Here is a 20,929-nt window from a genome sequence, read left to right as displayed (position 1 = left end):
AATAAACTTATGAAAAATATATATATCCTAAGTTTAGTATTGAGCTTTACGGTTTGTTTTGCTCAGACTAATTTAAAAAAGGCTGATGCCTTGTTCAAAAACTATTCTTACACTGATGCTTCAAAAGCTTATGAAGAAATTTTACAGAACATCAAAAATCCATCTACACAAACGTTAAAGAATGCAGCCGATTCGTATTACTTCATTTCAGATGCAAGAAATGCTCTTAAATGGTATCGAAAATTATACGAAGTTCAGGGTAATAACTTAACAGATATTTACTATTTACGTTACATTCAATCTATGAAAGGAGTTATGGATTACGATGAAGCAAATCGCATTATTAAAGAATATCTGGATAAAAAAGGGGATAAGGAAGAGATTAACAAATATGTGACCCAAAAGAAGCAGATGGATAGTCTCTCTAAGGTAAAATCGCTTTATGAAGTAAAAAATCTGGATATTAATACAAGCAAGTCCGATTTTGGTGCAACATTTTTTCAGGATAAAATTGTTTTCACTTCAGCCAGAGATACAACCAAGTTTAGCGAAAAATTGTATAGCTGGAACAATCAGCCTTTTTTAAATTTATATGTTGCCGACAGAAATCCTGCCGATGGAAGTTTATTCAATGAAGTTGTTTTTCTGCCAAATGTAATGACTAAATATCATGAAGCTACGGCTAGTTTTGATACCAGCGGAAAAACAATCTATTATACGACAAATATTGTTAAAAAGAATAAATTGATTGTAGATGAAACAAAAACTAATAATTTCCAGATTATTAAAGGTGATATAATCGATAACAAATTAGAAAACCCACAAAGAATATTCTTTAATAGTAATGATTATTCAGTAGGACATCCATCATTAAGCGAAGACGGACAATGGCTTTTCTTTGCATCAGATATGCCTGGAGGATATGGTGAAACTGATTTGTATATGGTCAAAATTGCCGCTGACGGAACAATGAGTTCGCCTCAGAATCTTGGTCCAAAAATTAATACTATTGGTAATGACCTTTTTCCATTTTTTCGAAACGGGGTACTTTATTTTTCCTCAGACGGACATTATGGATGGGGAGATCTGGATGTCTATGAAAGCCAATTTTTATCCGATGGAAGTTTTTCAGAGCCAAAAAATTTAGGAGCTCCTATAAACAGTAATAGGGATGATTTTGCTTTTATAATTGATAAAACCAATCGTTATGGTTATGTGTCATCAAACAGAGATGAAGGAAAAGGGGATGATGATATCTATTCTTTTACTAAAAGAGATCCGGTTTGTAATCAGAATATTTCTGGAAAAACAATAGACAGAAAGACAAAACTCCCTCTTAGCGATGTTACCATCATGGCTTATAACTCTTATAACGATATTCTTAGCGAGACCAAATCTAATTTTGAAGGCAAATATGTTATAACTGTACCTTGCGGAAAAGTTGCTAAAATGATTGCAGCAAAACCCAATTACAGCAGTGATGAAAAAACAGTTGAAACGACAAATCAGCACGAAGGCGAAATTAAGGATGTGAATTTTGAACTTAGCAATTACGATGATTTAGTGGTAAAAAAGAAAGGTGTCGAGAAAGTAGATGTTAATCCAATTTATTTTGATTATGATAAATATAACATTACACCTTTGGCAGTAGAGGAATTGACCAAAGTAGTTTTCATCATGCAAAAATTTCCAAATATCCGAATCAAAATTGAATCGCATACAGATTCTCGTGGAAAAGATGCCTATAACATGAAACTTTCAGATAACAGGGCAAAATCTACACGTGATTATTTGATTTCCCAAAATATTGATGCTTCACGAATAGAAAGCGCTATTGGTTATGGTGAGAGCAGATTAATCAATAAATGTAAAAATGGCATAAAATGTACAGATGATGAACATGTCCTGAACAGACGTTCGGATTTTATTATCATTCAAAAATAATTTATGTTTTTATTGTATAATGTAGTATGGCAATTCAAAACATCAATTTTGATAAACCATTTGGAAGTTGGTTTTTTATAAATTAATGAAAATGGAGAAAATCAAGTTGCATCTTTTTGCAACTTGATTTTTGTTTTTTAAAACTTCTCTTTTTATGTAAAAATTAATTAAAATAATTCTAATTTTGAACATCACTTTATTATGCTTCATCACATTATTTTATGAATATTCAAGAAACAATCCAGACATTACGCGAAGAACTTAATCTACATAATCATAATTATTACGTTCTTGATAATGCAACTATATCCGACTATGATTTTGATAGTAAACTAAAGCAGCTTCAGGATTTAGAAAACCAGTATCCTGAATTTTTTGATGAAAATTCCCCAACCCAGAGAGTAGGAGGAACGGTCACCAAAAATTTTAAAACCATTGCACATCAGAACCGCATGTATTCTTTAGATAATTCGTATTCTAAAGATGATTTATTAGATTGGGAAAATCGAATCCAAAGAGTGTTAGGAAATGTGAATTTGCAATATACCTGCGAATTAAAATACGATGGGGCCTCTATAAGTCTTACTTACGAAAACGGAAAATTAGTTCAGGCCTTAACACGAGGAGATGGTTTTCAGGGTGATGAGGTTACAAATAATATTAAAACCATTCGATCCGTTCCATTAAAATTAAAAGGAAATTATCCTGATAAATTTGATATCCGGGGTGAAATTATCCTGCCATTTGCAGGTTTCGAAAAAATGAACCAGGAATTGATTGAAATAGGAGAAACGCCTTATTCTAATCCAAGAAATACAGCTTCAGGAAGTTTAAAATTACAGGATAGTGCTGAGGTGGCCAAGCGTCCTTTAGAATGTTTATTGTATTCTGTAACCAGTAGTAGTTTACCTTTTTCTACACAAATTGAAGGATTAGAGTCAGCCAGGAAATGGGGTTTCAAAGTGCCGGGCGAAGCTAAATTGGTCAATAATATGCAAGAGGTTTTTGATTTTATTGATTATTGGGATGCTCATCGTCATAAATTACCTTATGAAACAGATGGTGTTGTTGTAAAAGTAAATAATATTCAACATCAGGAAGAATTAGGTTATACCGCAAAATCCCCACGTTGGGCAATGGCTTATAAATTTAAATCAGAACAGGTATCCACCCAGTTAAAATCAATTTCTTATCAGGTTGGACGAACCGGGGCTATTACACCTGTAGCAAATTTAGTACCTGTTCAGTTGGCCGGAACAATTGTAAAAAGAGCCTCGTTGCATAATGCCGATCAAATTGAAAAATTAGATATCAGGATAAACGATACTGTTTTCGTAGAAAAAGGAGGCGAAATTATTCCGAAAATTATAGCTGTCGATTTAGAAAAACGTCCAGAAAATTCAGAAAAAACAAATTACATCACGCATTGCCCGGAATGCCAGTCAGAATTAGTTCGGAATATAGGTGAAGCGAATCATTATTGTCCTAATTTCTACGGATGTCCGCCACAGATTATTGGCAGGATTCAGCATTATATTTCAAGAAAAGCTATGGATATTGAAGGTCTTGGCGGCGAAACTGTTGCCTTGTTATTCAAGAACAATTTAGTTCATAATTATGCTGATTTATATGAATTAAAAGTAGAAGATATTTTGCATCTGGAAAGAATGGCCCAAAAATCTGCCGAAAATCTGGTAAAAGGTGTTGAGCAGTCTAAAAATATCCCGTTTGAAAGTGTTTTGTTTGCTCTGGGAATTCGTTTTGTAGGTGAAACCGTAGCAAAGAAATTAGCCAAACATTATAAAAATATAGATGCTTTAAGCAAGGCTTCGTTAATGGAATTGATTTTAGTGGATGAAATTGGAGAACGCATTGCCAGAAGCGTCATTGAATTTTTTGAAAACGAAGAAAATAAAAAAATTATTGAGCGACTAAAAGGTTATGGTGTTCAGTTTGAAATTGTAGAAAACATAAATCCTGATGCTACAGATAAATTTATCGGAAAAACATTTGTTGTCTCAGGTGTTTTTAGTCAGTTTTCAAGAGATGAATTAAAGAAAACAATCGAAGACAACGGCGGAAAAGTAGGAAGCTCCATTTCTGCTAAAACTGATTTTGTCGTAGCAGGAGAAAATATGGGACCGGCAAAATTAGAAAAAGCCATCAAACTGAATGTTAAAATTCTGTCTGAGGAAGAATTCATAAGTAAACTAAATGAAACCGAATAATAAATTCTGATTTGATCATCCAAAAAAATAAGTCCAAACCCTACGGTTTTATAGTATGGTTTGGACTTAATTATTATAATTGGTTATATTTTATGAATCAATAAACAATTATTTTTTATTTATTTCGTCTTTAAGCAATTTTGCATGTTGTAAATGCTCTCTTAAAGAAGTTACATTTTTTGCTGCCCATGCTTTAATTTCTTCATCATTTGCATTTTCTGCCGCAATTTTAAATTTATCAATAGCATTTTCATGTCCGTCAATCATAGCATCAACAAATTTTTTGTCAAAATCGGTTCCGGTTTTTTCATTTAGCTTATTGTATTCTTCTTTTCCGTCTTCAGTTATAGAGGTAGGTAATGAAAAATTTCTGCTTTCAGCAAGGGATTTTACTTCGGTTGCTGATTTTTCATGTTCATCAACAAGCATTTTTCCAAATTTCTTTACTGCAGGATTTGTACTTTTTTGTTGGGCTAATTTACCAATTTCTATTTCAGCAAGATTAATTTCAGCAGCATCAACTAAAAATTCAGAATCGTCTTCTTTAGTTTCACGATCTTCAAATTTTGCATCATTTTGATCTTCCGCAACTTCTTTAGGATCTTCTTGTTTTGCTTCATTTTTGCAAGAACCTAAACTCATAACAACAACTCCGGCAGCCAAAACAGCCTTACTTAATAAAAATACTTTTTTCATGATTTCTGATTTTAAAATTTATAATGTAAAAGTACAGGAAATACAATCGAGCTTTTTTACACATAAATTTAAAAAAGTTATATCATTCAAATATTGTTAAATTATTTGAAGTCACTGATAATTTTCCATTCCTGTAGTTTAGACTCAAATGTCTTCCCAGCATTTGCAGGACTCGTAGATGGTAAAGTAATTAAGTCGTAGGGTTTATTTAAAGTCACATATTTTTTAAATAAGGAAGCTGCTTTTTGCCCATTGAAAGCTATTGTTTTAATATTTGGATGTTTTTTTAAAAACAGATTAAAATCGTTTGAAATTTCATTTTTGATGGCACTATCAAGACTTCCAATCCTGTCGCAAAATTGTAAAACATCCCATAAGGCAATATTGTTTTTTATTAAAACTGCTTTTCTGGTTTCATAATTATCCGAAAAACTTTCGTTTAAAATTTCAAACATAAATCGCCAAAAGTTATTGCGGGGGTGGCCATAATATTGTTGAATTTCAAGGGATTTTGTACCGGGCATGGTACCTAAAATCAATATAGTTGCATTGGGTGTGGATATAGGGGCAAAAGAGAAACTTTTCATAGACAGGGTTGTTTTAGAAGTAATTATAAAACAATTCACAAAAATTATATAACAGAATTTAAGGTGTTTTAAACGAATTTTGGGAAGTTGATTTTTAAATTCCAATCAATCTAATTTATTCCCATTTATCAGTAACAATACAAAGAACCCTAAATCTTAGCGAAATGAAAATAATTACTATAAATACACATAAAATTAAAAATATTTTTGAAGAACTTACATCAAGTTTTACAGGAAAAATATCTTTTGATTCTGATGAATATACATTAGAAGTCAGCAACAATTTTGCCAAAGGTTCTATTGTCGGATCTTCTTTTAATGATGCTATTTTTTGTTTGCAGTTTGATATGGTTTTTTATGAAGATACCAGAATAAGTATTGCAAACCCGCATATTTCACCTGTTTATTTTGCCTATTGCTCGAAAGGAAATTTATCCCACAGTTTTGGTTTGTCAGAAACGCAAATAAAACTGAAAAAGTTTCAGACAGCAATAGTTTCATCTAAGCAAAATGAAAATAATATTTTATTTTTTGAAGAAAATGTAAATGCAAAACTTACACTGATTGTGGTAGGAACTCACGAGTCAAAAAATAACCAGCAAAATTCTTTGAATCTTAAGGTTAAAGAAACATTCTTTGAAAAAACCGATGTTGAAAATTTCTTTTATGTTGGTTCTTACAATTTAAAAATTGCTGAGAAAATAGAACAGTTAAATGCTGTATCACAAACCGGAATTGTCCGTAATTTATTGAAAGAAGGTATCTTGAAAATTATATTAGCGATGGAAATTCAACAACACTCTGATGATATGAAAAATCATTCAAAAGAAACAAATTGTCTGACTCTGAGAGAAATGGAAGAAATTAAACAACTTTCTGACTTTATAAAAAGTAATCCTGAAGAACAATTTACCATAAAATCATTAAGTAAAAAATCAGGTTTGTCTCCAAACAAATTGCAGGAAGGTTTTAAAATGATTCATGACCGTACTGTAAATGACTTTATTACACATATGAGAATTTTAAAAGCTGAAATTTTGATTAGAAATTCGGATTTAAACATTTCAGAAATAGTGTATTGTATTGGGTTTACCAGCAGAAGTTATTTTTCTAAAATATTCAAACAAAAGTATAACTGCAGTCCAAAAGAATATAAATTCAAACAAAGTCCGCTGGCTATTACAGCTTAATATGTAATGTTTTTAAACTTGCAGTCAGTCTGTCAGCCAAATCAATCTATTGACTTTCAGTCGATAGTGGCTTGGTTTATTGATTTTTACCCTAAATAAAGGTTCTGAAACACTACGTAATTTAGTAATTCAGAACCTTTATTATTTAGTTTATGAGATGTAGAATATTTTCGATGGCAAATATAAAAACTACAATTTATCGATGAAATTTATAATATTCTAAATCCGGATGTTGCTTATTTTCGATGGAAGCTAAAATTGAATTCAGCCCAATAACGCTAAAAGTGATTCCGTTACCACCAAATCCTAAAATGTAATGTTCGTTTTTTTTGGAATCAGGTTTACCGAAATAAGGTAATCCGTCTTTTGTTTCTCCAAAGGTTCCAGCCCAGGAATAATCTATTTTGAAATTAAGGTCAGGAAATTTTTTTTGAAATTGTTTTAAAAGATAGTGTTCCTTTTTGGGAAGCATTTCGTCTCTCTTTTCAGGGGTTTTAAAGTCCTCATCGCCACCGCCCATTATTATTCTATTGTCAGCTGTAGCTCTAAAGTATAAATAAGGCTCAGAGGTATCCCAGAAAATATAATTCGTAAAATCATTGGGTAAGTCTGGTATTGTTTCAGAAGTGATTACAAAAGTGCTTTTTAAATCAACAACTTTTTCTTTTAATGTTTCTGTACTTTCATAGCCACTGCAATGTATGACATGATGGGCAGTGATCTCAAAATCAGTATCAGTGGTAACTACAAACGTATCATCTTGATGAGATATTTTTGTAATATTAGTGCGGTCATAGATCTGAAGTCCTTTTTTGGTACAATATAAAAGTAAATCCAGTGCAAATCTATAGGGGTCCATTACTGCAGCAGTTTCAGATTGTATGGCTGCCAGTGCATTAAGCCCCAACTTTTTCAGATCGTTTTTATCTAGCCATTTAACTTTAAGACCATTTTCTTTTCTGGAGCTGAATTCGTTTTCTAAAAAAGGAATGTGTTTTTTTACCGAACAAAAATAGATGCTTTTTTTTAATTCAAAATGGCAGTCACTTTTAATTTCGGCAACTATTTTTTTTAAATCATAAATAGCGTTTATACCGTTTTGATAACTATCTACAGCGCATTTTAAACCTCTTAGTTTTATAAGTTCGTGAAGGGGAACATCAATTTCATATTGGAGCAGGGCAGTACTGGCGGCAGTGCTTCCGTTGCAAATGTCACGCCGGTCTATAATCACTGCCTTTTTTCCTTCGGTAATTAATTTATAGGCCGTTAAAGCCCCTGTTATCCCTCCGCCAATAATTAAAATTGGAGTTTTTATATTTGATTCAAGCGAAGGATAACTCATTTCCATGGCATCTTTTAATGGCCAAAAAGTTCCGGTAGATTTTAACTTCATTTTTATATTTCAATCCTGTAAGAAAGAAAGTATTTATGATTATTAATTTAATTATTTTGTTTTGACTCTTTCCTTTCGAATAACTTTATTGTTTTTTTCGTCATAAACAGCATCTGATATTTCCTTACCGGTCTTACTAAATATTTTTATTTTGGGCTCTTCATGAGTTCCCGTTATTACGATTGGAAATCCTATAATACCAAATGGGGGAAGTCCTAATCGCATTCTTAAATCTAATAATCCATCAAAACTGGTTGTACCTTTTATAGTTGGTCTAAAACTGGCCACACTAAAGGTAAAGTCTTCAATATGAATGAGGTTGTTATCTATAGTTGTTTTAATTTCGATTCCTTTCATGTCAGGATTACTTAAACTATTCTGACCGGTTTTAGAGCTGATTCCATCTAATAATTTGAGGCCTTTTACTTTTACATCACGTAAATTCAATGTTCCTTTCCCTTCCAGGGACTCATAAATTGGCTCCATATTTCCGTTTAAGTCCCCTATGATTTTATAATCGACAGAGATTATGCCTTCTGCTTTTTCAGCAGCAGTAACCATGTTGTGAAACATCGGAATTTCTTTGTATGCCCTTTGTACGCTAAAATCTTTGGCTTTGAAATGAGCATCAAAATGTGCCATAGTCGGTGATTCGTCTTTGTAGGAAGCATCAATACCTACAATACAATCAATGATGTTAAAAGTGGTGTTTTCTAAATAAAAATTACTTTTTGAAATTCCGGCTTTCCCGGTGAGCTTGTTTAAAACCAATCCGTTATATTCTACTTTATCAGCATTAGTTGTCAAGGCAACATCTAAATTCTTAGGAATAATAACAACTCCGCTCATTTTTGGATGGTCTTCTTTTGCATATTCAACTTCAATATTTCGGTTTTTATTTTCTCCTTTTTCAAGTGCCATAAATTCATCAACATTAATCAGCCTTGATTTCATATTGAAATTCCCGCTCAAAGTTCCTTTAGATTCCAAAAAGTAATTAATGGTATTCAAAAGATAACCATTGATGTTGAAATCGGATTTTCCGTATGAGGCATAGAACTTTTCAAACCACATTTTTTCATTCTGAAAACGAAAATTTCCTTGCCTGATTAAAAATGTTTTAGGAAAAAGTTCCGAAGTTGCTTTAATGTTTTTTAGAAGGATTGTTCCTTTGTTGTCTAATTTATCATATTGTCCGGTGGTAGCATAACTTTGTTTTCCCTGCAGCGAAAGGTCTGCTTTGGCATATCCCGTAATATCCATTCCTTTTTGTGAAAACACCTTATAAATATTGCCAACATTCAGTTCTCCTTTAACTTTGGCTTTATAAGCTAAATCACTGAAGTCAGAAAAGGATGCATTAACATATACCGGATTCCCTTCAAATACAAAAGAAGCAGGTGCAACAGCGACAATTAAATCCTCAAAAGTCCCCTTTTTATTAAGTGCATTTGCCACAAAAGTAACATCTGTAATTGGGTTAGGGTAGGAGTCGGTTTTTAACCAGCCATTTCGCAATGAGATTCCACCTCGTGTTTTGGGAAATAATTTTTTTGAAGTACTAAATAAACCTTTTGCCTGAATATTGGTTTTTAAAATTCCTTTAAGGTCTATTGTATTTAAACCCAAAGCAGCATCAACCGTAGCCAGGTCCAAAGCCCCTTTTATACTGGAGTCAACATTCATTTCGCTTAGGCCCTTGCTTTTAAAGTAAGCATTAAAATAATCTTTTTCACCTACTTTAAAACGAAATGTTCTTAAGTTTACTAATAATTTTTCTACATCAAGTGAAGGCATAATGGCATTCAGGTCCATTTGAAACTCGGTTAATGGAACCGGTGCATCTTTATAGTTTACAGCACCTTCATCGATTTTTAAATTGAAAGCTAAATTCGGTTTTTGTTTTTTGGCAACATTGTAATTTCCTTTAAAAGTGAATAACAGATTACTTCTTCCTGACATTTCGGTATTGTCCATCCATGTCAGGTATTGGGGAGGCATTACTGATAATAAATCTTTTAGAGAAGCATTTTTAGATGCTGCCTGTATGTTTATTTTGTATCCGTCTCTTAAAATGGTAAATAATCCGGTGAATGTTAAAGGCAGTTTATTGATTTGCAATTCATTTTTTTGAAGAATGAAACTTAAGGAGTTTGTGTTGATTCGGGTTATCAGATCGGCATGTAATTCTTTTTTTCTGAGATATGCTGTACGATCATAATAAAAATCAACAGTATCAATTTTAGCATCTGTACTTAAGTCAAAAATATCTTCGCTTAAATTTCCTTTTCCAATATAATTAAAGCCTTTTGCGTCAACAAGAATTTTGGCTGAACGGTCATTATACCTGATATGACAGTCCTCAAAATCAATTCGTTCCAAACGAATTGCGGTTCCTTCTTCCGTAGAATCCTTTTTTTTGTCTTCAGGTGCAATATAAATATTGTAATTGGCTTCACCTTTTTGATTGACCATTATATTGACCAATGCTTTGGATACGTATAGTTTATTTATTTTAACCTCGTTATCAAATAATAATCTTTTAATATTTATTCCAAAGGCAACCTGTTCTGCTTTTAATAAAGTATCGTTGGTAAAAGGAGCTGAGCCGGTAAGGGTTAAATCATCCAATGAAACTGTTAGGGATGGAAAATGTGTAAAAAAAGAAAATCTTGATTTGGAAAATTCCATTTTGGAATTTAATCTTTCATTTGCAATTTTTTTGACTTCAGAAGCAACTGTTCCCGGGAAAAGTAGTGGAATCAAAAATAGCAACAACAAGATACTTGCTATTACTATTCCTGAAATTTTTGCAGTTTTTAAAGCAATATTTTTGAATTTTGAATTCATCCCTGCTGTGTGATTCGTTATTATTTAGTTTTTTTAGCTTCCTCAGCTTTTTTCTTTTCTTCTTTTAATTTTTCCTCTTTTGCTTTTTCAGCCTTTTCCTGTTCTTCTTTTTTTTCTTTGGTTTCTTCTATTTCTTTTTCTTTTTCTTTCTCTTTTTCTTTCTTCTTAAAGTAGCCTTTCAAAAGAAAATTACTTTTAGCGGCTTCCATATTTTCACTAAAGCCCCGGGTACCTTTTTCTAAATTCGAAATTGTATTATCCATAGCGTTTGCCATGCCCGGATCACGAACCAGCCTTGCCAAAGCTCCATCACCATTGTTCATGCTGTGGCTAAATATGGCTAACTCTTCGGAAATGACGCCTACATTATCCATACTTTTTTTGACACTTTTCATGATGTCATTCATCTCGATTCCGTTAAGTGAAGCAATACGGCCATTATTTTCAATCACTTTCTGCGATTTTATGCCAGGAGAAATAGTAAGTACTTTATCTCCCATCAATCCATCTGAACCAATACTTGCTTTTGCATCGGTTTTAATAAATTCACGAACATCGTCTTTGATGACCATTCCTACCACAACGGTAGAATCATTGACCAGCCGAATCTCATCTACAGTACCAATGTTGATTCCGGAAAATCGGACATTATTACCAATCTCCAAACCACTGACTGTTTTAAAGCTTGATGTAATTCGGAACGTAGATCCAAAAAGATTTTTTTGTTTGCCAATAAAATAGATTGCCATTATAAAAAGCAATAAGCCTATTGTTACAAACATTCCTAATTTCCAGGCAGATCCAGATTGCTTATCCATGATTTTTGATTTTAATTTGATTTTTTTTATTCAAAGAACGAGCGTACCCATTCGTCTTCACTTTTTTCTAATTCTTCGTATGTTCCTTCGGCCTGTATGACACCCTCTTTTAAAACAATTATACGGTCTGCCGTTAGTTTGGCACAGGCCATATCGTGGGTAATTATTATTGAAGTTGTTTTGTGTTTATCCCTGATATCCAAAATCAATTCACTGATTTCTCTGGATGTAATAGTATCTAATCCTGTTGTTGGTTCATCATATAAAATAATTTCAGGTTTCAGGATTAATGTTCGGGCCAGCCCAATTCTTTTTCGCATACCACCAGATAATTCAGCAGGCATTTTCTCAATCGCATCACTTAGGCCCACATTGTCTAAGGCCTCAATAACCTGGTTTTCAATTTCATCGGCAGTCAGGTCACGTTGATGTTTTCTAAGGGTAAATGCCAAATTTTCGTGAACAGACATAGAATCATAAAGGGCACCACTCTGAAACAGAAATCCAATTTTGATTCGCATTACATTCAGTTCTTCTTTTTGAAGTTCTAAAACATTTTCGCCAAATACACTGATCTCGCCTTTGTCAGGATAGATAAGCCCGACAATGCATTTTATCAGTACAGATTTCCCTGAACCCGAACGTCCCAGAATTACCAGATTTTCTCCCTGAATAACAGTAAAATTCACTCCTTTTAAAACATGATTGTCACTGCCAAAAGTTTTATGCAAATCTTTTATTTCGATAATTGCAGTCTGTTTGTCAATCATCGTATTTTGTGCTGTATTTTCTTTTTCCTTTATCATCTTAAAAAAATAAATCGGTTACCTGAACAGCTAACATATCAATAATAAAAATTGTTAATGAAGCCGTTACAACGGCTGAATTTGCTGCTTTTCCCACACTTTCTGTTCCATTTGAGGCAGTAAATCCTTTATAACATCCAATCATTCCTATGAAAAAACCAAAGAAAAAAGTTTTAATAGTTGCCGGTATAACATCTAAAAATTCCAATGACTGAAAAATTTGTGTTAAAAAGCGGTAGAAATTAACGTCCCCATGAATATTAATCCCTACAAAACCACCAATTATTCCAACAGCATCTGCAAAAAACACAAGGATTGGAACCATTAAAGTAGTGGCTAAAATTCGGGTTACTACTAAGTATTTATAAGGATTTATGGCAGAAACTTCCATAGCATCAATTTGCTCCGTAACTTTCATCGAACCTAATTCGGCACCAATTCCTGAGGATATTTTTCCTGCGCAAATCAGGGCGGTAATTACAGGGGCTATTTCCCTGATTAATGAAAGTGCCACCATTCCGGGAAGCCATGATTCAGCACCGAATTTCACTAATGTTGGCCTGGATTGAAGCGTTAGTACCAAACCCATTATAAATCCGGTAATGGCAACCAAAGGCAATGACTTGTAACCAATAACATAACATTGTTTTAGGAATTCCTTTGTTTCATAAGGCGGAATAAAAACCTCTTTAAAGAATTTAGCGGCAAATTGTGTTGCGGTTCCTATTTCAGTAAATGTATTTTTTAAAATCAAAATAGCTGGTTTTTAGTTGCTTATAATTATAAACAGAATTTACGGCCTTTGTTTATCTATTGATTAAATTTAGGTTAGTAGTATAAATTATCCATTACATAACTTTATAGTAAGTTTATATAATTTGCACAGAAACACAATAAACAAGGCAAAGCTGCGTTTCTTCATATTTTCCGATAAAAAAATCCCTGAATAAGGGAATTTTTTCAGATTTTACTGTTCTCAGATATAGTTTATAACTATGTACTTTAGTGAAGTGGATTTTGCTTAGCTTCTAAAAAAATATTAGCCACAAATTACCCGGATTTTTGCAAATTAATTAGTGCTAATTCGTGTAATTTGTGGCTAATAAATAGTGTTCCAGCCAAATAAATCTATGGGACTTTTTGTTCATAGTGATTTAGTTCAGTTTAGGAATTGATTATCAAATCTGCTTTTGTTTTAATCAGATCAATAACTTTTCCTTCAGATGTTGTCTTAAAATCTTCCATTAATAATCGGGCTGTCAGGTAACAAATTGTTGATTCGGCTCCCTGGTTAAGATTGACATTTTCTTTTTCAAGTCCGTCATATCCGCCTCCACTAACCGGATTATACATAATTTGCCCTAAATGATTTTTCCCTAAAAACCAGTTAAAAGCTGTGTTCATGTATTGTTTATGAACCGGATTTTTAAAAGCTTTATAAAATGCATTTAAGGTTTGAATAGTGTAGGAAACATCAATTGGCTGCTCACCAAATTGTTGCGGTTCAGAATCCTTATGATACCATCCGTCATTAGAAATAACTTTGAAGCCGTTTGCTGTAAACATTTTTGACAGTAAAAAATCAAGCGATTCCAGTGCAATTTTTTTATAGATTGGTTTGTTTGTTACCAAATAAGCATATAACATAGATTCTGGTAAAACACCGTTTCCATAGGTAAGATAATTTTCAAACCATTTCCAGTCCTTAGTAGCGTGAATTTCATAATTAGAAACCAATTTTGCGTTCAGCTTGTTAATAATTGCAGACACATATAAATTAGGTGCCACACTATTATATAAATACAAACCTTTTGTAGCAAAACCAATAGAACGTGGCGATTGGATAGTTTCTGCCCATGGCAGGCTATTTAATAAACAGGTTGAAGCTTTATGTACAATCGCTTCCGGTAAAATATCTGAAATAGACAATAAGGTTCCTAATGCCCAGACACCCCTTGCATTTGAATCTTCCAGGTTCACTTCAGCATTTTGCTCTATATGTTCCCTGTTATGTTCATCAACATAATTTATGAAATCACCACCAGGTTTTTGGCAACGCTGGATGAAATCTAAATAAATCAGGATATACGGCAAGTCTGATTTATCTTCAGTTTGTTTGTAGTGCATACAGAAAGCAATTAAAGCACGTGCATTGTCATCTAATGTATAACCAGATGATAAGTCAGGAACTGAAATTTTACTAAATTGAATGATACCTAAATTGGTAGTCATTTTCTTTATGTGGTCTAATTGAATAGTAGGATAACTATATTGGACTTTTGTAGCATCATCAAATAATTTTTTATAGATATTCATATGTGCTATTGCTACATTTTCCCAAGATGATGCACAAGTTTTGCGAAAAGCATTAATTCCCATATCTTCTCTTAAATTCTCATCAGAAAGTAATTTGATTGCCGCTTCGGCAAACTGATTTTCATTACCAATGTCAACCAGAATTCCTGAATCCGAAGACAACACCTCTAAGGTATGCGGGATTTTTGATGCTACGATTGGGCAGGCACAACTCATAGCATAAGAAAAAGTTCCGCTTACAGCCTGATTAGGGTCTTTGGAAGTAAACATGTAAATGTCGGTTGCTTTTAGATATTCTAAAAGCTGATCAGTGTCTAAATATGCATTTATAAATTGTACGTGGTTGCGTAAATTTAAATCGTCAACCATTTGCTCAAGTTTTTCGCGATACGTATCTACACCGTCAATTACTAAATTAGGATGTGTCCTGCCGATAATCAGATAAAGTACATTTGGTGTATTTTCAATAATTTTAGGCAAAGCTTTCAGGCCGGTTTCAATATTTTTTCCCTCTCCCAAAAGACCAAAAGTTGATAATACAAGTCTGTCCTCAATATTGAATTTTTGTTTTGCATGGAAAGGTAAATCATAGACTACAACATGGGTTCCATGAGGGACATAGGTAATTATTCCTTTTTCAATTCCATAGTCTCTTATCAAAATTTCCTCTGATTGGTTTGTCATTACAAAAATAGAGTTGCTATAACTCAGGAGTAACCTTACAAAAGTTTTTAATTCGTTGTTTGGATTCGGGATTACGCTATGAAAAGTAAATGTTACAGGTTTTTTGATACCATTTAAAAAATCTAATAAAAAATCGCCATAATTTCCTCCAAACAAACCAAATTCATGTTGAATATGAACCAGTTTTACCGTTTCGTCTTCATTAATTTGTTCAGCAACTTTGGCATACTCCTCCTTGTTTTTAGTGTTCAGTGTATAAGCCTGTGTAGGATTTGATTTGGGTTTATCTACCAATTCGCAAATTTCACAGGTTACTGATTTGCCAAATACATCCTCAATTCCTTTTATAGAATCGAGTGTATAAGTTGCTATTCCACACTGAGTAGGCGGATATGTAGACATAAAAATTATTTTTGATTTAGTTTGTAGAGTTTTCATGGCGATTATTTTTAAGTTCTTTTAATAGGTCATTGAGGTTTACAGAGGCTACTGCAATTTTATCGTCTGCAGCACCATAATAAATATAAAGGCGGTCATCAAAAACAGCAGTTCCGGTAGGGAAAACCACATAATTAACATAGCCGTGTCTTTCATAATATTCTGATGGCGTTATTAATGGTTTTTTTAATCTTGCCAAAACTTTTGAGGGATCATCAATATCCAGCAGAGCCGCACAGGCATGATAGACTAATCCTTTCTCTCTTTTTTCGGCAGCGTGATAAATTAACAGCCATCCATCAGGAGTTTCAACAGGAGGAGCACCCGGGCCAATATGACTTGTTTCATGATCAAATTTGGGTTCCATCACCAAATAGTCAGGCAAATTCTTTAAATTGTCTTTCCAAAAATCTTCAGTCAGATCTTTCTTTTTCTCAAAACTAAAAATTTGTATTGAAGGAAACAGTCGGTGTAACCCAACGAATTTTCCATTGATTTTTTTCGGAAAAAGAACCACATTTTTATCCCATACAAATAACTTTTCCTGAACAATCTCTGATAAAGGATAATTTCTTTCCACGTTGAATGCAAGTATTTTAGCAATACTCGGATTCTGCAAATGCTTTCTGATAAGATTTGTAAAATCATTCAAAATAAATTTAGGCGTGATAATACCTTTCTTTTTGAATTTTTTTAAATCTTTTGAAACCGCAAGTGCCCCACAAGCATTTATTCCATCATACGTTACATAAGTAAGATAAAACAAATCATCAATTTTTGAAATTCTTGGATCTTCCACACCATGGATTTCATATACATATTCCGAAGCAAATACAGGTTCTCGATTTCTTTCAATAACTGTAGTTGGACCTTCTAACCGGCAATAGCCAACAGTCGAAAAATTTCCTCTTTTTGTTGCTCTGTAAAACATGTGAACTGTATTTTCATCCTGATAAATTGCAGGATTTAAAACGCCTGATTCTTCAAAAGCCCTTTCGGTTTTTTCTAAAATTACGCCATGTTTTGTAGCTAATTCCATATTTTAAGTTAATTTCTATAAAATTATTTCACAAACAAGGGGAGGTTTAATCCAATCGGCTAAAAAATTAACCCAAAAGGTTTTATATGGGAATTATATAAGGGAATCAGATGATTAAAGGAACTTTTATAGTCAATAAAAAAATCAATAGGATTAAACCGAAACATTTTATTAAATAAAATTTGTACAGAGTTAGTAATCTTTCAAAAACAACGATTTCTATCGGACATCAAAATGAAGAGAATTGTGAGGTCTTATTAAAATATAAACTGATCATGAACACAAATAGAAAATCGCAGGAGAAATTAATGACCCTTTTAATTACAAAACCGGAATTGGCTGTAGAAAAATTAGATTTGGTTTATGTAAGCGATAAATCAATGCCTATACAACGATGTAAGGAAGGTGATACTTTTGTTTATAAAAAAAATGGAAGGTGTATTAAACAGAAGAACGAATTAAAACGCATTAATAGTCTGGTGCTTCCGCCTGCCTGGGAAAATGTCAGGATTACTGAATTATCCAACGGGCACCTTCAGGCTGTTGGGCTTGATGACAAAAACAGAAAGCAATACCGCTATCATCCTAAATGGAATCTGATTCGGAATCAGACCAAGTTTTATAAGATAGCCGATTTTGGAAAAAGATTACCTGCGATAAGAAAACAGGTCGATGCCGATCTGGAAAAAAAAGAATGGTCAAAGAATAAAGTCGTTGCTTTAGTAATCCGACTCATGGAAGAAACCCATATTAGAATTGGAAATGAAAAATATGCCAAAAACAATAAATCATACGGACTTTCTACTTTGCGAAAAAGGCATATCAACATCAATAAGGATGCAATCCGTTTTGAATTCATCGGAAAAAAGGGAAAACAGCACACTATTACAATCCGAAATAAAAAGCTGATAAAATTAGTAAGCAAATGCGAGGAAATTCCGGGCTGGGAAGTTTTTAAATATTATGATGAAAATGGAGAAAGAAAAACCCTTGACAGCCATATGGTTAATGTATATCTTCATGAAATATCAGGTGAGTATTTTAGTGCCAAGGATTTCAGGACATGGTCAGCATCTGTTATTTTCTTTGAAACGTTAATGGAACTGGGAATTGCTGAAGATGAAAAGGAAGTTAAAAAAAATATTCTTACGGCCTATGACGCCACAGCTCAGGCTTTAGGAAACACCAGGACTGTTTGCCGGAATTATTATGTACATCCATTATTGATTGCAACGTATGAAGACGGATCTATTAAAGAATATTTTGATAAGATTAAAAGAAGCAGAAGCAATAAGCTATATTTTTCCCGTACTGAAACTGTTTTTTTAGAACTCATTCAAAGTTATCAGCCTGAATTATCGATTTAAAGAGTAATACTTTCGGGCGATAAAAGCAATAGGAAGCCCAACACAGAATATCAGAATCAGCACCGCTAAAATCAAAGGAAAATCTAAATGTTTCTCAGGTAAATTTGCAAATGTAAGGGGCAGTACAATAAGATTCATTACAATCCAGACAAAAATTCCATATAAAAATCCTGAAATTAAAGTGTTCTTTTTTAAAAAGGGAAGGTATGGATAAAGGCTAAAATAAAACCAGGCAAAAATGATAGCAATAAAAAAGTGTAAACCCAATCCGTACCCTATCATTTGCGAACCTCCGGTAAAAGCTTCTTTTTTAAAAATACCGCTGGCAATTGACTGCAGGATTTTTATTGCCGTTGTTTTTTGAAATACGATGGTGTAGAAAAAAATAGCGGCAAGTATGTCAAGCGTACCGGCAATTAATCCCGCCAGGAATATCGATTCTGTTTTCGATTTCATATGATGAGTTTATGATTTATGTAATTAAAAATGTCGTTTAACTGTTTGGTATGTCTTTGAGTATGAATTAGTGCAAAATGGATCCACTCATAAATAGTAAATTTTTCAGAGCCCGGAAGCTGAAAATCCAGACAAGTCAGGGTCAAATCATATTTTTCACAACTATTCAATAAATCGGATTCTATTTTCAGCAGAGATAAACTCAGGGAATTTTTATTGTAGTCGATAATTTTTGGTTGCAGGAAATCAGGAGAATCCATTTTTATAGCAAAGTTTAAAAAAACAGCTTCAAGTTCTTTTATCTTTTCATTGGGTTTTCTATTTGTTTTTTCGGTATTACCTGCAAATAATGCAGGATAACCGGAACAGGCAATAATAATATGCTGAACCACTTGTCCGGCAGTCCAGCTTCCTATGTACGGTACAACATTGCATTCTTCCTGTGAAAAAGAAGTAATAATTTCGGTTAGCTTTCTGAATGTTTCAACAATATTTTTCTGAAGTGCCTTTTTCATTTTTATTGTTTTAAAGATTAGAAAACTATTTATTTACAGATGTTATCCACCAGACATTGCCAAACGGGTCAGTTACGCCACAAGTTCTTCCGTAGTCCTGATCGCTTAATTCCATTAGTGATACAGCACCATTTTCTAAAGCTTTTTGATACGTTTTATCTGCATTAGGAACATAGATAAACAAATTTGAGGTCTGTTTTCCCCAGTCTGTGATTTCATCGGTTACCATTATTGTACTTCCGTTTAGGGTAATTTCGGCGTGCATAATAGTTCCGTCTTCGCGAAGTGATTTTGTGTTGGTTTCAGTAGCTCCAAATACATTTTTTGTGAAATCTATGAATTTTGAAGCGCCTTGTAAAATCAAATAAGGCATTATGGTCTGATGTTCTGCTGGAATATTCATTTTTATATTATTTTAAATTAGTGATAAACCCAAAATTACAATTTTAAATATTTAAAAATCAATAATTTATGGTTTTACTGAAGTACTTCACATTGATACCCAAAAGAATTCATGAGGGCTATGATTTTATTATTTGAAATAGATACAGCATGAATCCGCAGAATCTTATCACAATCTTCAAGATCAAAGTTGATGACACTATTTGGGAAATGTTCAAGAAGTTGCCCAACAATCACTTTTGATTGCTCCGCTTCCTGAACATTTGTTTTAAAGACCTCGATCATCGATTTTAAATTTATACAGGATTATTTTTATAACGTTCCAGCTTATGATGATAGCTATACGAAATCATTAAAACCGCCAGAACAATCAACGGGAAGAAGCCCTGAAAATCAAAACCGTCAACAGCGAAATGACTGATAGAAGCAAATATAAAATCGAAAGCAAAACCCGCATAAGCCCATTCTTTAATACGATTTGGTACTTGCGGAATAATTAAAGCCAATACGCCTAATATTTTGAAAACCACCAAAGCATTTCCGAAATACTCAGGATATCCCAGATGCCTGAGGCCTTCTTTTGCCATTTCAGATTGAGAGGTAAGGGCAGGCATAACACCTTCAAATAAAAAAATAAGAATGGTAGCAGTCCAAAAAATGATTTTTTCTTTTTTCATTGGTTTGTTTTTAAATAGTTGTTAGTTAATTATTTAATACAAATCTACTATTGTTCTTTCTTTATCAGAATAGGTATTTCTGACTATTTTAGGGTCATTTAAGACAAGTTGAGGGGGTTAGATTAAGAGTTGAGAGTTAAGAGTTGAGAGTTGAGAGTTAAGAGTAAAGAGTTAAGAGTAAAGAGTTAAGAGTAAAGAGTTAAGAGTAAAGAGTTAAGAGTGGAGAGTAAAGAGTAAAGAGTAAAGAGTTAAGAGTGAAGAGTGAAGAGTGAAGAGTAAAGAGTTAAGAGTAAAGAGTTAAGAGTGAAGAGTGAAGAGTAAAGAGTTAAGAGTAAAGAGTTAAGAGTGAAGAGTGAAGAGTAAAGAGTAAAGAGTAAAGAGTAAAGAGTAAAGAGTAAAGAGTAAAGAGTTAAGAGTTAAGAGTTAAGAGTAAAGAGTAAAGAGTAAAGAGTAAAGAGTAAAGAGTAAAGAGTAAAGAGTAAAGAGTAAAGAGTAAAGAGTAAAGAGTAAAGAGTAAAGA

At 33.0% G+C, this 20,929-nt stretch carries 18 protein-coding genes; 4 read left to right on the top strand and 14 right to left on the bottom strand.

The window, feature by feature from the left end:
- Positions 1–9 precede the first annotated feature (9 nt).
- Positions 10–1,944, top strand: coding sequence for an OmpA family protein (locus tag J2W48_RS21120; protein WP_310283982.1), 1,935 nt, complete (start codon positions 10–12; stop codon positions 1,942–1,944).
- A gap of 221 nt (positions 1,945–2,165) precedes the next feature.
- A complete protein-coding gene (gene ligA / locus J2W48_RS21115; RefSeq protein WP_310283980.1) occupies positions 2,166–4,172 on the top strand; it encodes an NAD-dependent DNA ligase LigA in 2,007 nt (668 codons plus the stop codon).
- 108 nt (positions 4,173–4,280) lie between these two features.
- Here ligA and J2W48_RS21110 read toward each other — a convergent pair whose 3' ends face one another.
- Together J2W48_RS21110 and J2W48_RS21105 are read right to left on the bottom strand one after the other, a co-directional pair.
- The gene (locus tag J2W48_RS21110) at positions 4,281–4,868 is read right to left on the bottom strand and encodes a DUF4142 domain-containing protein (protein ID WP_310283979.1); all 588 of its coding nucleotides are present in this window, start codon (positions 4,866–4,868) and stop codon (positions 4,281–4,283) included.
- A gap of 101 nt (positions 4,869–4,969) precedes the next feature.
- On the bottom strand, positions 4,970–5,455 hold the full coding sequence (locus tag J2W48_RS21105; protein ID WP_310283978.1) for a DNA-deoxyinosine glycosylase: 486 nt from the start codon (positions 5,453–5,455) through the stop codon (positions 4,970–4,972).
- Between the two features lie 164 nt (positions 5,456–5,619).
- Here J2W48_RS21105 and J2W48_RS21100 point away from each other — a divergent pair, with 164 nt between their 5' ends.
- A complete protein-coding gene (locus tag J2W48_RS21100) occupies positions 5,620–6,645 on the top strand; it encodes a helix-turn-helix domain-containing protein (RefSeq protein ID WP_310283976.1) in 1,026 nt (341 codons plus the stop codon).
- 196 nt (positions 6,646–6,841) lie between these two features.
- On the opposite strand, the gene J2W48_RS21095 is transcribed toward J2W48_RS21100, so the two are convergent.
- From J2W48_RS21095 to J2W48_RS21065, 7 genes are all read right to left on the bottom strand, one after another.
- Entirely contained in the window at positions 6,842–8,041 is a 1,200-nt protein-coding gene (locus tag J2W48_RS21095; protein WP_310283974.1) for an NAD(P)/FAD-dependent oxidoreductase, read from the bottom strand.
- A 51-nt stretch (positions 8,042–8,092) separates the two neighbouring features.
- Positions 8,093–10,891: an AsmA family protein gene (locus J2W48_RS21090; RefSeq protein ID WP_310283973.1), complete on the bottom strand. Its 2,799-nt coding sequence runs from the start codon at positions 10,889–10,891 to the stop codon at positions 8,093–8,095.
- Between the two features lie 20 nt (positions 10,892–10,911).
- Positions 10,912–11,709 (bottom strand): MlaD family protein, encoded by a 798-nt coding sequence (locus J2W48_RS21085; RefSeq protein ID WP_310283972.1) that lies wholly within the window; start codon positions 11,707–11,709, stop codon positions 10,912–10,914.
- Positions 11,710–11,735: 26 nt separating this feature from the next.
- The gene (locus J2W48_RS21080; RefSeq protein WP_310283971.1) at positions 11,736–12,515 is read right to left on the bottom strand and encodes an ABC transporter ATP-binding protein; all 780 of its coding nucleotides are present in this window, start codon (positions 12,513–12,515) and stop codon (positions 11,736–11,738) included.
- 1 nt (position 12,516) lies between these two features.
- A complete protein-coding gene (locus J2W48_RS21075; protein WP_310284045.1) occupies positions 12,517–13,272 on the bottom strand; it encodes an MlaE family ABC transporter permease in 756 nt (251 codons plus the stop codon).
- Positions 13,273–13,679: 407 nt separating this feature from the next.
- Complete coding sequence (locus tag J2W48_RS21070) at positions 13,680–15,953, bottom strand: glycosyltransferase (protein WP_310283970.1); 2,274 nt, start codon at positions 15,951–15,953, stop codon at positions 13,680–13,682.
- Positions 15,934–16,992, bottom strand: a complete 1,059-nt coding sequence (locus J2W48_RS21065; RefSeq protein WP_310283969.1) for a glycoside hydrolase family 130 protein — start codon at positions 16,990–16,992, stop codon at positions 15,934–15,936. The genes J2W48_RS21070 and J2W48_RS21065 overlap by 20 nt, the downstream gene beginning before the upstream one ends.
- 275 nt (positions 16,993–17,267) lie before the next feature.
- Between J2W48_RS21065 and J2W48_RS21060 the strand changes: the two genes are divergently transcribed.
- A complete protein-coding gene (locus J2W48_RS21060) occupies positions 17,268–18,359 on the top strand; it encodes a DNA topoisomerase IB (RefSeq protein ID WP_310283967.1) in 1,092 nt (363 codons plus the stop codon).
- Here the strand turns inward: J2W48_RS21060 and J2W48_RS21055 are convergent.
- The 5 genes from J2W48_RS21055 to J2W48_RS21035 all read right to left on the bottom strand — a co-directional run bounded on the left by J2W48_RS21055 (position 18,348) and on the right by J2W48_RS21035 (position 20,409).
- Positions 18,348–18,815, bottom strand: coding sequence for a DUF1440 domain-containing protein (locus J2W48_RS21055; RefSeq protein ID WP_310283965.1), 468 nt, complete (start codon positions 18,813–18,815; stop codon positions 18,348–18,350). The genes J2W48_RS21060 and J2W48_RS21055 overlap by 12 nt on opposite strands.
- Positions 18,812–19,330: a DinB family protein gene (locus J2W48_RS21050; RefSeq protein WP_310283963.1), complete on the bottom strand. Its 519-nt coding sequence runs from the start codon at positions 19,328–19,330 to the stop codon at positions 18,812–18,814. The genes J2W48_RS21055 and J2W48_RS21050 overlap by 4 nt, the downstream gene beginning before the upstream one ends.
- A 25-nt stretch (positions 19,331–19,355) precedes the next feature.
- A complete protein-coding gene (locus J2W48_RS21045; RefSeq protein WP_310283962.1) occupies positions 19,356–19,733 on the bottom strand; it encodes a VOC family protein in 378 nt (125 codons plus the stop codon).
- 74 nt (positions 19,734–19,807) lie between these two features.
- Positions 19,808–20,017, bottom strand: a complete 210-nt coding sequence (locus tag J2W48_RS21040; protein ID WP_310283961.1) for a hypothetical protein — start codon at positions 20,015–20,017, stop codon at positions 19,808–19,810.
- Between the two features lie 11 nt (positions 20,018–20,028).
- Positions 20,029–20,409: a DoxX family protein gene (locus J2W48_RS21035; RefSeq protein WP_310283960.1), complete on the bottom strand. Its 381-nt coding sequence runs from the start codon at positions 20,407–20,409 to the stop codon at positions 20,029–20,031.
- Positions 20,410–20,929: the final 520 nt, after the last annotated feature.

Origin of the sequence: Flavobacterium piscis (genome assembly GCF_031457575.1) — a bacterium.
Lineage (GTDB): Bacteria > Bacteroidota > Bacteroidia > Flavobacteriales > Flavobacteriaceae > Flavobacterium > Flavobacterium piscis_A.
Note: the sequence above shows the minus strand (reverse complement) of the source record. Positions and strands in the feature narration are given on the sequence as shown.